This window comes from Caballeronia sp. LZ034LL, assembly GCF_031451215.1.
Lineage (GTDB): Bacteria > Pseudomonadota > Gammaproteobacteria > Burkholderiales > Burkholderiaceae > Caballeronia.
Window position 1 is genome coordinate 914,612 of record NZ_JARUXR010000002.1, and the last position, 15,224, is coordinate 929,835.

General features: G+C 64.6%; 13 protein-coding genes. 8 read left to right on the plus strand and 5 right to left on the minus strand.

Going from position 1 to position 15,224, the window contains the following annotated elements:
- Positions 1-7: 7 nt before the first annotated feature.
- Positions 8-2,044 carry an NADH:flavin oxidoreductase gene (locus tag QCE83_RS18655; protein WP_309813999.1) on the minus strand — a complete coding sequence of 679 codons (2,037 nt, stop codon included), beginning with the start codon at positions 2,042-2,044 and terminating at the stop codon, positions 8-10.
- A gap of 141 nt (positions 2,045-2,185) precedes the next feature.
- Between QCE83_RS18655 and QCE83_RS18660 the strand changes: the two genes are divergently transcribed.
- The 3 genes from QCE83_RS18660 (at position 2,186) to QCE83_RS18670 (ending at position 4,797) form a co-directional block, all read left to right on the plus strand.
- Positions 2,186-2,806 carry a TetR/AcrR family transcriptional regulator gene (locus QCE83_RS18660; RefSeq protein ID WP_309814004.1) on the plus strand — a complete coding sequence of 207 codons (621 nt, stop codon included), beginning with the start codon at positions 2,186-2,188 and terminating at the stop codon, positions 2,804-2,806.
- 196 nt (positions 2,807-3,002) lie between these two features.
- Positions 3,003-3,878, plus strand: coding sequence for a glycine betaine ABC transporter substrate-binding protein (locus QCE83_RS18665; RefSeq protein ID WP_309814007.1), 876 nt, complete (start codon positions 3,003-3,005; stop codon positions 3,876-3,878).
- A 22-nt stretch (positions 3,879-3,900) separates the two neighbouring features.
- Positions 3,901-4,797, plus strand: a complete 897-nt coding sequence (locus QCE83_RS18670; RefSeq protein WP_309814009.1) for a DMT family transporter — start codon at positions 3,901-3,903, stop codon at positions 4,795-4,797.
- On the opposite strand, the gene QCE83_RS18675 is transcribed toward QCE83_RS18670, so the two are convergent.
- The 3 genes from QCE83_RS18675 to QCE83_RS18685 form a co-directional block, all read right to left on the minus strand.
- A complete protein-coding gene (locus QCE83_RS18675; RefSeq protein ID WP_309814012.1) occupies positions 4,779-6,008 on the minus strand; it encodes an alpha-hydroxy acid oxidase in 1,230 nt (409 codons plus the stop codon). The two genes, QCE83_RS18670 and QCE83_RS18675, sit on opposite strands and share 19 nt — an antisense overlap.
- A gap of 91 nt (positions 6,009-6,099) precedes the next feature.
- The gene (locus QCE83_RS18680; protein WP_309814015.1) at positions 6,100-7,464 is read right to left on the minus strand and encodes an MFS transporter; all 1,365 of its coding nucleotides are present in this window, start codon (positions 7,462-7,464) and stop codon (positions 6,100-6,102) included.
- A gap of 72 nt (positions 7,465-7,536) precedes the next feature.
- Positions 7,537-8,187, minus strand: a complete 651-nt coding sequence (locus QCE83_RS18685) for a 4-carboxy-4-hydroxy-2-oxoadipate aldolase/oxaloacetate decarboxylase (RefSeq protein WP_309814018.1) — start codon at positions 8,185-8,187, stop codon at positions 7,537-7,539.
- A 99-nt stretch (positions 8,188-8,286) separates the two neighbouring features.
- Here QCE83_RS18685 and QCE83_RS18690 point away from each other — a divergent pair, with 99 nt between their 5' ends.
- Positions 8,287-9,183 carry a LysR family transcriptional regulator gene (locus tag QCE83_RS18690; protein WP_309814021.1) on the plus strand — a complete coding sequence of 299 codons (897 nt, stop codon included), beginning with the start codon at positions 8,287-8,289 and terminating at the stop codon, positions 9,181-9,183.
- Positions 9,184-9,277: 94 nt separating this feature from the next.
- Complete coding sequence (locus QCE83_RS18695) at positions 9,278-10,405, plus strand: aminotransferase class V-fold PLP-dependent enzyme (protein ID WP_309814026.1); 1,128 nt, start codon at positions 9,278-9,280, stop codon at positions 10,403-10,405.
- Between the two features lie 32 nt (positions 10,406-10,437).
- On the opposite strand, the gene QCE83_RS18700 is transcribed toward QCE83_RS18695, so the two are convergent.
- Complete coding sequence (locus tag QCE83_RS18700) at positions 10,438-11,154, minus strand: GntR family transcriptional regulator (RefSeq protein ID WP_309814030.1); 717 nt, start codon at positions 11,152-11,154, stop codon at positions 10,438-10,440.
- Between the two features lie 449 nt (positions 11,155-11,603).
- Between QCE83_RS18700 and QCE83_RS18705 the strand changes: the two genes are divergently transcribed.
- The 3 genes from QCE83_RS18705 to QCE83_RS18715 are packed head-to-tail and all read left to right on the plus strand — an operon-like array spanning position 11,604 to position 15,213.
- Positions 11,604-12,971 carry a homoserine dehydrogenase gene (locus QCE83_RS18705; protein WP_309814032.1) on the plus strand — a complete coding sequence of 456 codons (1,368 nt, stop codon included), beginning with the start codon at positions 11,604-11,606 and terminating at the stop codon, positions 12,969-12,971.
- Between the two features lie 38 nt (positions 12,972-13,009).
- Positions 13,010-14,311 (plus strand): MFS transporter, encoded by a 1,302-nt coding sequence (locus QCE83_RS18710; protein WP_309814034.1) that lies wholly within the window; start codon positions 13,010-13,012, stop codon positions 14,309-14,311.
- Positions 14,308-15,213 carry an amidohydrolase family protein gene (locus QCE83_RS18715; RefSeq protein WP_309814037.1) on the plus strand — a complete coding sequence of 302 codons (906 nt, stop codon included), beginning with the start codon at positions 14,308-14,310 and terminating at the stop codon, positions 15,211-15,213. The genes QCE83_RS18710 and QCE83_RS18715 overlap by 4 nt, the downstream gene beginning before the upstream one ends.
- The last annotated feature ends 11 nt before the right edge of the window (positions 15,214-15,224 follow it).

A 15,224-nucleotide genomic window follows, 5' to 3' on the forward strand; every position in this document is an offset into this window, starting at 1 on the left:
GGCCCATTCAGATGTCCTTCATCAGCCGCAGCGCGTCGTAGATCGCCGCATGCGTGTTGCGCGCGGAGACCGCATCGCCGATGCGGAAAAGCTGGAAGCGTCCTTCGGGATTGCGCTCGACAACCTGCGCCTTGCCGTCGATCAGGTCCTCGTAATCGACCGCGCCGAGATTGCGCGACAAAGGCTTCAGCTCGAAGTACAGCTCGTCCATCGGAATGGTGCCGTGATTGACGACGATCTGGTCATAGCGCTGTTCCTTCGTCACGCCGCCATAGTCGCTGCCGATGGTCGCCACCAGTTCCTTGCCTTCGCGGCGCACGGCCTCGAGCCGGAAGGTCACGGTAAAGGTCGCCGCGAGCTTCTGCAACGCGCGCATGTAGGGCACCAGATTCATGCTCATGACTTCCGGCGAGAAGGAGCGGTCGGGCGTCATCACCTCGACCTTGCCGCCGGCCTGCGCAATGGTTTCCGCCGCCTGGAGCGCAGCATGATCGCCGGCATCGTCGAAGACGAGGACATTGGCGCCCGGCTTCACGTCGCCCGAAATGATGTCCCACGACGACACGACATGCTCGTTGCCCGTGCTGCAGACTTCGGTATGCGGCATGCCGCCCGTCGCGACGATCACCACATCGGGACTGTACGACAGCACCGTCTCCGTATCCGCCCACGTATTGAATGCAAAACGCACGCCGAGCTTCTCGCACTGCGTCATGCGCCAGTCGACGATGCCCATCATCTCCTTGCGGCGCACGTTCTGCGCGGTCAGGCGAATCTGCCCGCCCGGATCGTTCATGGCTTCGAGCACGGTCACGTCGTGTCCACGCTCGCCCGCCACGCGCGCCGCTTCGAGTCCCGCCGGCCCCGCGCCGACGATCACGATCCTGCGCTTCGTCTGCGCCGGTGCGATCCGGTGGGGCATCTCCAGCTCGCGCCCGGTCGCGGCATTATGAATGCATAACGCCATGCCGCCCTGATAGATGCGATCCAGGCAGTAGTTCGCGCCGACGCAAGGCCGGATATCGTCTTCCCGCTTCTCGATGATCTTGCGCACAATATGCGGATCGGTCATGTGCGCGCGCGTCATGCCGACCATGTCGATCCTGCCCGACTCGATCGCGAAGCGCGCCGTCGCCACGTCCTGGATGCGTGCGCCATGGAACGTCGGAAAGTCGGTCGCCTGGCGAATCTCGCCCGCGAAGTCCAGTTGCGGCGCACTGCGCATGCCCATGATCGGGATGACATCGGTGAGGCCGGCATCGGTATCGATATGACCGCGCACGATGTTGAGAAAATCGACCAGCCCGCTGTTCTTCAGCCGTTTCGAAATCTCGACGCCCTCTTCCTTCGTGATGCCGCCCGCCATCATTTCGTCGGCGGTATAACGAATGCCAAGCAGAAAGCGTTCGCCGACCCGTTCACGCATCGCGCGCATCACGTCGAAGGTGAAGCGCAGGCGGTGATCGAGCGACCCGCCGTACGGACCCTCGAGCGTGTTCGTCAACGGCGACCAGAACTGGTCCATCAGATGCCCGTACGACTCGATCTCCAGGCCATCGAGACCCGCGGCCTTCATGCGTTCGGCGGCATCGGCGAAATCCTTCACGATGCGCTCGATGTCCCACTCTTCCAGCTTCTTCGGAAACGCGCGATGCGAAGGCTCGCGCTGATGCGAAGGCGACACCGCCGGCAGCCAGTCGCCCTTGTCCCAGCGCGTGCGCCGGCCCAGATGCGTGAGCTGGATCATCACCTTCGCGCCGTGCTCGTGGCATTCGTCGACGAGATCCTTCATCCACGGCACCACTTCATCCCGGTACGCGAGGATGTTGTTGAACACGGGCGGACTGTCCTTCGACACCGCCGCGGAACCCGCCGTCATCGTCAGCGCGATGCCCGCGCGAGCCCGCTCGACGTGATACGCGCGATACCGCTCCTTCGGCATGCCGTCCTCGGCATACGCGGGCTCGTGCGACGTCGTCATGATGCGATTGCGAAACGTGAGGTGTTTGAGCGTGTACGGCTGGAGCAGCGGGTCCGTGGACATGAGCGCCTCGTGGGGGACGATTGGGGGATTCGAAAGAGGTTTCGTGCGCTCATATTAGGTCGCATGTACACTGGTTTAAAGTGAAACGACAGTGGTGTACATTACGGGTATCGCACGCAAGCAAGAATGAAAGGGAATGCCATGGATCAGACCGTCGATACCGTGCGCGGCTCGGCCGACATGTGGCTCGATTGCGCCTACGAAAGCCTGCTGGAAGGCGGAGTGGAAGCCGTGCGCATCCTGCCGCTGGCCAAGAAGCTGAATCTCGCGCGCACGAGCTTCTACTGGTTCTTCCGCGACCGCGACGAATTGCTGAACGCGCTGGTCGCGCGCTGGGAAGAGAAGAACACGGGCAACTGGGTCACGCGCAACGAGGCCTATGCGGACAGCATCTGCGAGGCGATGCTGAACATCTTCGACTGCTGGTTCGACGACTCCTTGTTCGACACCCGCTTTGAAGCCGCCATCCGCAACTGGGCGCAGCAATCGCCCGAGATCACACGGCTCATTCAGAAAGACGATGCGCTGCGCATCGACGTCCTGACCGCGACCTTCGTGCGCTTCGGCTATGACGCCGACGTCGCCGACGTGCGCGCCCGCACCACGTATCTCACGCAAGTGGGCTATGCCGCGATGCGGGCGGAGGAATCGTTCGAGACGCGCATGAAACGCATCCCTGCATTCGTCGAAGTATTCACCGGCGTCCGTCCACAAGAACACGAAATGCAGCGCTTCTATGCGCGCAGAAACTTCGAGGGCTGAAGCGTCCTCCAGCGCGTTTCGCATAACCTGAAGTAATGGCGTCACAACTTCAAATCACGTTGACAGCCCTTTAATGCACTCGAATACTCAAGCCCCATTGCGTTGCCAAGCGTTTTTGAAGCACTAATCAGGGTATTCCATCAATCAGCAGATCGATGCAGTTTCTTCGTCGCGGCAAGAACTCCGGGAGCCTCACATGAAGAAGTCCACGCTCGTACGTTTCGTTCTCCAGGCTGGCATCGCGGTCTCCACCGCCGCATTCGCACTGACCGCCAGCGCCGCCGATCCGCTCAAGATCTCACTGGCCAACTGGGCCGACACCCAGGCGGTGACCTATACCGCCAAGTACGTGCTCGAAACCAAGCTGAATCAGCCGGTAACGTTGATCGTCGCCGATCTGGGCATTCAGTTTCAGGGCGTGGCGCGCGGCGACGTCGACCTGATGCTGGGCGCGTGGCTCCCCGTGACGCACGCGGCCTATTACGCGCGCTTCAAGGACGAGATGGACGATCTCGGCGTGATCTACACGGGCGCGAAGATCGGCTGGGCGGTGCCCGACTATGTGCCCGAAAGCGAAGTGGCCTCCATCGCCGATTTGAACAAGCCGGAAGTCAAGACCAAGCTGAACAGCACGATCCAGGGCATCGAACCGGGTGCGGGCGAGATGGTGGCGTCGGAGAAGGCGCTCAAGGAATACGATCTCGCGGGCTATAACCTGATTCGCGCCAGCGAGGCCGGCATGCTCACGGCAATCTCGCGTGCTTATCCGGCGAAGAACTGGATCGTCGCGACGGTATGGAGCCCGCACTGGTTATGGCAGAAGTACAAGATGCGCTATCTGAAGGATCCCAAGGGCGTGCTGGGCGGCGACGAACAGATTCGCGGCTTCGGTTCGAAACAGTTCGCGACGAAGTATCCGCGCGCCTACACCTTCATCAAGCATTACAAGCTGACGCTGGCCGAGGTCGAACAGATCGAACTCGACGGCAATGCATCGAACGACTGGAATGCCGCCGCGAAGAAGTTCGTCGACGCGCATCCGGAGAAGCTCAAGGAATGGCTCCAGCAATGACGGCTTCAGCGAACCAGCCATCATGAGAATGGCGCGGCTTGCGTTTGTCTTGCTGGGTCTGTTCTGGGGCTCCAACTTCATCTACATGAAGTGGGCTGCGTCATCCATCACGCCGATGCAGATTGCCTTCGTGCGCGTGCTGTTCGGCTTTCTGCCGCTGGCGTTCGTCGCGTGGCGCACGAAGGTCATCGAGCGGCGCCAGTTGCGTCATCTGCATCACTTCTGCGTGATGGGCGTGCTCGCCACGGCGTTCTACTATGTCGCGATCACGCGCGGCACGGCGCTGGTTCCCTCCGGCATGGCGGCGATGCTGGCGAACGCCGCCACGCTGTTCACCGCGATCTTCTCCGCGCTGTTCCTCAGAAGCGAGAAGCTCAACAGCACGATGACCTTCGGCGTGCTGCTGGGCTTCCTCGGCATCACGCTGATCGCGCGGCCCTGGGAAGGCGCCGGTGGAGCGATCGACCTGACGGGCGTGCTGTGGCTCCTGACGAGTTCGATGGTGCTCGGACTCTCCTACGTCTATGTGCGCGTCTTCCTGACGCCGCTGGGCCTGCCGCCGCTCGCACTCGCGACCTGGCAGATGGGCATCGCCGTACTCGTGCTCGCAGCCGTGACGGATTTCAACGGCGTGAGCCATCTGCTCAACGATCCATTCGCCGCGGTGGCGCTCGTGATCGGAGGCGGCGTGCTGGGGACCGGCGTGTCGTTCTTCCTCTACTACTACCTGCTGGAGCGCTTCGGCGCCGTTGCTTCGTCCGCCGCGACCTATCTCGCGCCGGCGGTTGCGCTGGTGATCGGCTGGGCGGTCGGCGAACGCTTCGGCTGGCTCGAGTTGACGGCGTTCGTGCTCGTCATCCTGAGCGTGGTGACCCTGCATCTCGGCCGACAACGAACCGTTCAGCGCGCTGCCGCCTGATCAGTCGGATGCCGCCCGGGCACGGACACGGGCATCGTGAACGACTTCTGCATCAGGAACGAGGCATCCAGCTGATCGAGCGACGTGATGCCGAGCATGCCCATGTCGCGCGACACTTCATCGGCGAGCAACCGGATGCCATGCTGCACGCCCGCCTCGCCCGCAATCGCCGACGCATACGCGAAGGGCCGCCCCACGAAGGCCAGCTTCGCGCCGAGCGCGAGGCACTTCAGCACATCGGTGCCACGCCGCACGCCGCTGTCGATCATCACCGGCACGTCCCGGCACGCGTCCACGATGCCCGGCAGCACACGCAACGGCGCCACGCTGCCGTCGAGTTGCCGTCCGCCATGATTGGACACGATGATGCCGTCCGCGCCGGTCTGGCAGGCCTTCGCGGCATCGTGCCGGTTGAGGATGCCCTTCACCACCAGCGGCCCCTTCCACATCTGCCGGATCATCGCGAGGTGATCCCACGTGAAATGTCCGCGATCGGAGAAGTCGCGCAACACGCTCGGCGACAGAATGGGCGCGCCGCGCTTGGCGTAGTTGTTCTCGAAGTGCGGCATGCCGTGCTTCAGCACCGTCTTCAGGAAGGTGCCCAGCAGCCACGCGGGATGCGTCACGCCATCCCACGCGAGACGCAAGGTGGGCCGCAAGGGCGTCGAGAAACCGGTGCGGATGTTGTTCTCGCGATTGGCCGCCACGGGCGTATCCACCGTGATGACGAGGGTCCCGAAGCCCGCCGCGCGCACGCGGTCGATCAGTTGCGTGATCTGCGCGGTCTGTCCCGGCAGATAGGCCTGCAACCAGGTTCCTTGCGCCACGCTTGCGACGTCTTCCAGACGGATCAGCGACGACCCGCTCATGATCATCGGCACATTCGCTTGCTGCGCCGCGCGCGCGAGCACGATATCGCCCCGGTACGCGGACAACGCAGCCAGCCCGAACGGCGCAATGCCGAATGGCGATGCATACCGGACGCCGAAGAGCTCGACCTGCGATGAGCGCTTCGATACATCGACGAGCACGTTCGGCACGAAGTCATAGTCCTGAAAGCTCAGGCGGTTCTGTGCGAGCGATGCGTTGGTTTCCGCCGCCCCGGCGATATAGCCGAACACCGGCCGCGGCAGGAAGCGCTGGGCGGCGGGCTCGAAGTCATCGAGGCTGAGGATGGGCTTGAGTCTTCGTGATGGTTTGCGTGCTTGCATGCCGTGAGCGGTTCAACGCGATATCGATTTCTGATGTCCGGCACATGTTAGGCGCGGCATGACAGTCAGTCCAATCAATTGGCGATGCCTTTCATCGAGTTTGACGCGCGGGCTCGACGTCGAGCGGTTCCGAGATCGTCAGCAGGATGATGAAGGTTAGCGCCGAAATCGCCGACATGAAGCCGAACACGTAGTTCCAGCCGAAGTGATCGAGCAGCAGGCCCGCGATGAACGGCGTCGCCGCGCCGCCGAGTTGTCCGCCCATGTTGACGATAGCATTCGCCAACGGAAACTTCTCCCGCGATACGAACGAAGTCGGATACACCATGTACGCCGAAAAGCCGATGCTCAGCGTGACGCCGGTCATGAAGATCAGGAAGCCGTACACGACGGGCGATGCCGGCGACTTGATGAGCGCAACCATCATGACGGCGGTCGCGATGGCGGAGAACATCATGCCGGGCTTGCGCCGCTTGCCGAGCGCGCGGTCCGAGAGCAGCCCGCCCGCGATGTTGCCGAACACTGCGCCCACCCACGGCGCGGCGGCCACGAAGCCCATCCCTGCGACGCTGAAGTGCTTCACGTTGAGCAGATAGGTGGGGATCCACGCGAGCAGCACGCTCGAAATGCCGAGCTGGCAGCAGTAGCCCAGCGCACAGCCGTAGATGTTCCACGAGGTGGCCACGGCGCGGCTCGTCTCCAGCGGCTTCTCGCTGCGCACGCGTGTCAGGCGGTCGAGTAAGGGCATCGCGCGGGTGCGTTCGATCTGCGTCGCGGACGGCGTGCCGGGTTTGGCCGTATCGATCAGATCGCGTTCGGCCTGATTGACCGCGCGGCTGTCGGACGGACGGTCGGCCACCATGAGCCACCACACCAGCGAGAACAGCACGCCCGGCACCGCGAACACGATGAAGATGGCCTGCCAGCCCCACAACGAGATGACCGCCGCGCCGATGATCGGCGTGATGACCGGGCCGAACTTCACCGCTGAAAGAAACAGGCCGGATGCCGTGCCCTTCTCCTTCGCCGGGAACCAGCGGTTGATCGTCGCGGCAATGCCGAGCGGCAACGGGCCTTCCGCGAAACCGAGCGCGAGCCGGCACATCTTGAGCGCGAACAGCGAGCCCACCACGCCGGTGAGCGCGGTGGCGACTGACGTGAGGATCATCGAGATGGGCAGCGTGCGGCGCACGCCGAAACGCGACACGATCCACGCCGAAGGCAACTGCGCGCACGCATAGGCAATGAGGAACACGCTGACGAGCGCGCCGGCTTCCGCGTTGCTCATCGCGAACTCGCGCCGCAGGAAGGGCAACGCGATGCCGAGGTTCGCGCGATCGGCGGCGGCTACCGTGTAGATCAGGAAGAACAGCGTGGCGACGACCCAGCGATAACGCGTCGGACGTGCGGTGGCGGCCACGGTGTTCATCGCGGGCATTCCGGTTGATTCTTTCATGTTGTCTCGCTCCATACTGGCGGCTTTTATGCGGTTCTTGTCGGGTTCATCTACAAACAGGCGCGCTTGAACTCAATCCAGGCCGAGCCGCTCCAGCGTGTCCTGCAATCCCAGCAGTTCGACGGTGCTCGCGCCCTCGCGGATCCGTTGCCGGAACACGCTCTCCTTCTCCTCGCGCGCGCGGCTGACCTGCACCACGCGTTCGACGTCATGCTTCGGCACGATGACCACGCCATCGATGTCGCCCACGACGATATCGCCCGGCTGAATCGCCACATCGCCGATGCACACCGGCACGTTCACGCGGCCCGGCTGGTTCTTGCCCGTGCCCTTGATGCTCAAGCCACGGCTGAACACCGGAAACCCCATGTCGATGATGCTGCGCGCGTCGCGCACCGCACCGTGGATCACGAGTCCCGCGAGGCCCTTTTGCAGCGCGAGTTCGGTGAACACGTCGCCCCACGGACCCGCTTCGAGAAAACCCTTGGCGTCGACCACGAGCACGTCGCCGGGTTTCACCTTCAGCATCGCGTAATGCAGCATGAGGTTGTCGCCGGGACGGGTATCGACGGTCACGGCCGGGCCGGCCATGCACATCGACGGATGAATGGGCTTGATGCCGCTGTCGAGCGCGCCATGGGCGCCCTGGGCTTCGTAGACGGTGGCGCTGCCGAGTGCGCGCAGCGCCGCGATGAGATCGGCGGATGTCTCTTGACTGCTCATGTCGCTTGATTGGAAGTTCGGAAGTTTGATGCCAGCGACAGTTTTAGATAAAGTTTCTCCGCTATCAAACATCGATTTCTGAGCTTAGGCTCAATAAAAATGAATCTACGTCAGGTCCGGTACTTCTGCGCGGTGGTCGAAGCCGGCAGCGCGACGAGCGCCGCGGACGCGCTCCACGTCGCGCCGACGGCCATCAGCATGCAGCTTGCGCAACTCGAAGCGCATCTCGGCGGCGAACTGTTCGACCGCTCGCGCCGCCCGATGGAACTCACCTCGCTCGGCAAATACTTTTATCCGCGTGCGAAGGAATTGCTGTCCCACGCCGGCAGGCTCGACGACGAAGCGCGCGGCATTGCATCGGGGCAGCGCGGCTGGCTGGGTATCGGTTTCGTGCGCTCGGTCTCGTACTCAGTGCTGCCGGCTGCGGTGCGGCGCTTTCGCCAGAGCTGCCCGGACGTGCATCTCGATCTGGTCGAGGCGCTGTCCGAATACCAGCCCGAGCGCTTGCGTCAGGGGCGTATCGATGTCGGCATCTCGCGCTTCATCGGGCCGCTGGAACCGAGTCTGGATCTCGACTGCGCCTTGGTGCTCGACGAACCGTTCGTCGCGGCAGTGCCGGCCGGCGATCCGCTGGCGAAACAGCGCTCGGTGACGGCGGCGGAGCTGTCCCGCCTGCCGTTCATCCACTATCCCAAGGATGAGCGCAGTCCGTTCGGCCAGCAGTTGCTGACCGCGCTCAAGCGCGCGGGCGGCGCGCCGCGCGTGGCCCACGAAGCCATCGAGATTCATACGGCGCTCGCACTGGTGGGTGCGGGACTGGGCGCGACGCTCGTCGGCCGTTCGACTTCGAAGAACAACCGGCGCGACGTGCGCTTCATTCCCGTCGCCGATCTCGATCTGCGGACCAAGCTCGTCATGCTCACGCGCGCGGGCGAGGACAACCGGCTGGTCGAAACCTTTCGCGAGGCGCTGTCGAAGTCGAGTGGACGGCGCTGAACGGCAAGGAGCGACACGGAGCGCGCGACGCGTCATCGGGCGGCTTTCGTTAGAATCGTTCTTCACCCCTTTTCCCCAAGTGCAGGAGGCGAGCGTGCCAGCGTTACTCCCTGATGTCGACCGCGAGGGGCTCCTCGAATATTCGGTCGTCTACACCGACCGGTCGATCAACCACATGTCGCAGCTGTTCCAGGGCGTCATGCGCGATCTCTCCGCCGGTCTGAAGAAAGTCTATAACGCGCATGCCGTCGCGATCGTTCCCGGCAGCGGCACGTTCGGCATGGAAGCCGTGGCCCGGCAGTTCGCCACGAACCAGAAATGTCTCGTCATCCGCAACGGCTGGTTCAGCTTCCGCTGGACGCAGATCTTCGACATGGGCGGCATTCCGTCCGAATCCGTGGTGCTGAAAGCGCGTCCGGTTGAAGCCGGAAGGCAGGCCGCCTACGCACCCGCGCCCATCGAAGAAGTGGTCGCGGCGATCCGCGAACACAAGCCGGATCTGGTCTTCGCGCCGCACGTGGAAACCGCCGCCGGGATCATCCTGCCCGATGACTATCTGCGCGCCGTCGCGGACGCGGTGCACGAAGTGGGCGGCATGTTCGTGCTGGACTGCATCGCCTCGGGCACGGTCTGGGTGGACATGCAGGCAAGCGGCGTCGACGTGCTCATCAGCGCGCCGCAGAAAGGCTGGAGCGCGTCGCCGTGCTGCGGGCTGGTCATGCTGAGCGCGCTGGCTCGCGAGCGTATCGACGGGACGACCAGCACCAGCTTCGCCTGCGATCTCCGCAAGTGGCTGCAGATCATGGAAGCCTACGAGAACAACGGCTTCGCGTATCACGCCACGATGCCCACCGACAGCCTCGCGATCCTGCGCGACGTCATCAAGGAAACCGAGGCCTACGGCTTCGACAAGGTGAAGGCCGAACAGCTGGAACTGGGCCGGCGCATCCGGGCCGTGCTGGCCGACAAGGGTTTCAGGAGCGTGGCGGCGAAGGATTTCGAAGCGCCGGGCGTCGTGGTCTGCTACACGGACGACGACGGCATTCGTTCCGGCAAGAAGTTCGCCGACGCGGGCGTGCAGATCGCGGCGGGCGTGCCGCTCCAGTGCGACGAGCCGGCGGATTTCAAGACCTTCCGCATCGGCCTGTTCGGCCTCGACAAGCTGCATGATGTGGCGGGCGCCGTGGCCCGCTTCGAGAAGGCGCTGAACGAAGTCGTCTGACGCACGACAGAACGACAGCACGCAGGAGCCGATTACTGCGCCTCGTGTTCCGCGGCGGGGGCCGGCTCCGTATCGTGCGGCGACAGCTGCTCCCACGTGCTGTGCACATGCCGGCGCAGGAACTCGCCGAGCTTCGCGCCATCGCGGGCCGTCAGCAGGCGAATGATGACCTCGTGCTCGTCGATGGCGGTATGCCACGTCTCCGACGTCACGCTGCCCTGAAACCGGTAGCGATACAGCTGCCGGTTCAGGCGCTCGTGCACCTCCTTGAGCGTCGCGTTTTTCGCGGCCGCGATGATGCTCGTATGGATCGCCTGATTGAGCCGGAAGTAGTTCATCCGGTCGCGCCGCTCGTATGCCGCATGCATCTCGTGATGCAGCGCGCGGATTTCGGCGATCTCCTCGCCGCTCGCCATCCGGCAGGCCGCCTCGCCGCCGAACGCCTCGATCACCCCCAACACATCCAGCTTCTCGGCGATTTCCGCCGCGCCGAGATCCGCCACGATCGCGCCGCGTTTCGGCAGCACGACCACTAATCCATCGCTCGCCAGCTCCTTCAGCGCCTCGCGCAGCGGCGTGCGCGATACGTCGAGCCGCTCGGCCAGCGTGCGCTCGCGCAGGCGCTCGCCGGGCTTGAGTTCGTCGGTGGCGATGAGCGTGCGCAGACGCTGCGCGATCTGCATCGACAGCAGTTCGTCGGGCGCTTCGCCGTTATCTGAAGCTTCGGTGTCGTCTTCGGAATCCATCATGGGGGCGATCCTTCTTGGCCGAAACGCATCGTCGGCGCTTTCGGTATGCCACTTTACCAGCGCGGGATGGGCGACGACAGCCGCGCAGGCCTTTTGTCTTCCATGGTGTTATCCCGCACTTGACCGGACCGTGACCTCCGGATAAATTTTGGTATACCAAACCGACCGTTTCATCATGCAAAAGCGGATGAAGCGCTATCGCGAACAAGAATGAAACAGGGATGAAGCCACGCCCGGAGACCTCTGAAAGCCTTATCTGATATGGCTTTCCGCCCGATTTCAGGGTGCCTCGACAGAAGGTCTCCATCAGGCCGCCACGCCCGCTCATTGGTATACCGCGCCAGATCGCAAGGCAGACCGCTCAACCGGAAACCGGCCGCCGCTTCAGGCCGTCATCCGCCGGAATGTGCGGCACAGCACACTTCCCGCTCGCCCAAGGACGAACACACATGAATTACGAACATCTCTTCCAGTCGCTCGGCAGCCGCACGATCCGCATGGCGCTCGTCGGGCCGAAGGGCGGCTTTGGCCGCTCGCTGCTGGTGCAATGCCGCGTGCTGCCGGGCATCGAGATCGCCGCGCTGTGCGACCTGGACGTGGACGGCACGCTCGCCACCCTCGCCTCGCTCGGCTACGACGCCGGCGCGGTCGCCGTCTGCAACGACGCCGCCGATGTCCGCACCGCGCGCGCCGCAAGCCGCATGGCGCTCGTCGCCGATTACCGGCTGCTCGACGGCGTGGAACTCGACATCGTCGTCGAGGCGACCGGCCATCCCGAAGTGAGCGTGCAGATCGCGGAGAACGCGTTGCGGCGCGGGGTGCACGTCGCGATGGCGACCAAGGAAACCGATTCGGTCGTCGGACCGTATCTGAACCAGCTGGCGCTGGAGAACAAGGTGGTCTACACGACGCCCGACGGCGACCAGCCGAGCAACCTGATCGGCCTCGTCACATGGGCGCGGGTGCTCGGCTTCGAGGTCGTGGCGGCAGGCAAGTCGAGCGAATACGACTACATCTACGATCCGGCCGCGCACAGCGTCGACTATCTGGAGCAGCGTCACGGGGTGTCGCTGGATGCGTGCTGGACGCTCGGCGACGACATCGCCGCGACGCTCGCCGCACGCAGCCAGGCGCTTGCGATGCTGCCGCAGAGCGCGACGCCCGACTATTGCGAGCTGAACGTGGTCGCGAATTCCACCGGCCTGCTGCCCGCCGCCGACGCGCTGAACTATCCGCTCGCGCGCATCAGCGAACTGGCGGACATCTTCGTGCCGAAGGAAGACGGCGGCATCCTGGAGCGCACCGGCGTGGTCGATGTCTTCAACTGCCTGCGCCGTCCGGACGATGTCAGCTTCGGCGGCGGCGTGTTCGTCATCGTGCGCTGCAAGGACGACGAAACCTGGCAATTGCTGAAGCAGAAGGGCCACGTGGTCGGCAAGAACGGACGTTACGCGTGCATCTACCTGCCCTATCACCTGATGGGCCTCGAAACCCCGATGAGCGTCTTCTCCGCCGTGCTGCTCGGCCAGCCGACGGGCAGCGCCGCGCAACGCCCGCACGCGCGCATGGTGGCGCGCGTGGAACGCGACTTCAAGGCCGGCGAGACGCTGGCGATGGGCGGCCATCACCACACCATCGAGGGCGCGACGCCGCTGCTCGTCGATACGGCCAAGGCCGGCGGCGCCGCGCCGTTCTATCTGGCGGCCAACAAGCGCCTGCTCGCCGATGTCGGGAAGGGCGAACAGGTGCCGCTCGCCGCGCTGGATCTCGACGGCTCCGCGCTCTACGCGGCCTGGCAGCGCAACTCGGCGCACTGAGCGTTGGTGCACTCGAATCAGAAATAGAGAGAAGAGACATGCAAACCGAAAGTCCCGTCGCGGCTTCGTCCGGATCGATCCGTTCGCTCGCGTCCACCACGCGCTGGCGCATGGTGCTGCTGCTGTTCGTGCTGTACACGATCAATTGCGTCGACCGGATGTCGCTGTCCATCGCGATGCCGACCATCGTGCACGAGTTCCATCTGGCGGCGACCATGCAGGGGCTGATCCTGTCGGCGTTCTTCTGGACCTACAGCACGTTCCAGATTCCCGCCGGCTGGGCCGCCGACCGCTTCGGCGGACGTCGCATGATCGGCATTGCGGCGGTGCTGTGGGGCGGCTTTCAGTGTCTCGCAGCCTTCGCGGTGAACGGCGTGACGCTGCTGCTGTCGCGCATCGGCCTCGGCGTGTTCGAAGCGCCGTACATGCCGGCCGCGACCAAACTCACGGCTGCATGGCTGCCGCCCGCGGAACGCGCGCGCGGCGTCACGCTGATCGACAGCGGCGCGCCGCTCGGCTCGGCCATCGGCGGGCTGGCCATCAGCGCGCTGCTCGCGTTCACGGGCTCGTGGCGCACGGCGTTCCTGATCGTCGGCGGGCTGACCATCGTGTTCGGCCTGGTGGTGTATCGGCTGCTGCGCGAGACGCCGGAGCAGCATCCCGGACTCGATGAAAGCGAAGCCGCCTATATCCGCGCGCAGAAACTCGCCGCCGGCGAAGCGCCCCGCGCGAAGAAGGCGCCGCTCTCGCGCGGCACGATCGCGGCGATGGTGGTCGGCCGGATCGGCTGGGCGATGGTGTTCTTCGGCCTCGTGACCTGGGGACCGAATTACCTCTCCGCCGGACGCGGTCTCGATATCCGCAGCATGGGCTTCGCCACCTTCCTGATCTTCCTGGCAGGCGCCATCGGCGAAGTGCTGTCGGGCGTGACCGCCGACTGGCTGCAAAAGCGCTTCTCGCGCAAGGTGGCGTTCCGGATTCTGTTCGGTCTGTCGGGCGGCATGTCGCTCGTCTGTCTGCTCGCGCTGCCGTTCGTGTCGGATATCCGCTATGCGGTCGCGCTGCTGTCGCTCGGCGTGTTCTTCCATCTGTGGGGCGGCCTCTACTGGCTGATTCCCGCAATGCTCGCGCCGCGCGAACAGGTCGGCCTCGTCGGCGGCGTGATGAACTTTGCGGGCACGGGCGGCGCCATCGTGGTGCCGATCGTCGTCGGCGTGCTCGTCGATGCCACCGGCGGCTTCAACGCCGTCATCCTGTTCTTCGCCGCCGCGGCGTTCGCGTATCTGGTCGGCTCGCTGCTGATTGACTTCGGCGGCGGCAAAGCCGGAGAGCGCGCATGACGACGCTCTACGACGGCCCGATCATCGACGCCCATCAGCACTTCTGGGATCTCGAAGCGAATCACTATCCGTGGCTCGCGGGCGACACGCTGGTGCCGCACCGCTATGGCGACTATTCGGCGATCAAGCGCACCTATCTGCCGGCCGACTATCTGCGCGATGCCGCCGGTCACGACGTGGTCGGCAGCGTGTATGTCGAAGCGGAATGGGACCCGGCCGATCCGCTCGGCGAGACGCGCTATGTGTCGCAACTGGCGGCATCGAGCGGACGGCCCAATGCGATCGCCGCGCAGGCGTGGCTCGATCGCGACGACACCGAAACCCTGCTCGCCGCGCAGGCCGCGTTCGAGCGCGTGCGCAGCGTGCGCCACAAGCCCGGCGCGCCGGATGACGCCGGCCGTACGCTGATGTCCGACGCACGCTGGCGGCGCGGCTATGCGCAACTCGCGCAACACGGATTGCATTTTGAATTGCAGGCGCCGTGGACCCAGATGCACGAGGCCGCGCGCCTCGCCCGCGACTTTCCCGAAACGCTGCTGATCGTGAATCACTCGGGCGTGCCGGGCGACCGCTCGGCGGACACGCTGCGCGGCTGGGGCGACGCGATGGTTGGGCTCGCCGCGCTGCCGAACGTCGCCGTGAAGGTGTCGGGCTTGTGCGAGCGCGGCCAGCCGTGGAGCGTGGCGGCGAACCAGCCGGTCATCGATACGCTGCACGCGCTGTTCGGCGCGGAGCGGCTCATGTTCGGCAGCAACTTTCCGGTCGATGGCATGTTCATCACGCTCGACGGCCTGCTGAACGGCTTCAGGCAACTCGTGCGCGCGTGGCCGCAGGCGCAGCAGCGGGCGTTTTTCCATGACACGGCCGAGCGTGTGTATCGCCCGCTCGGACTGGCTTCCTGATCACTCAAAGG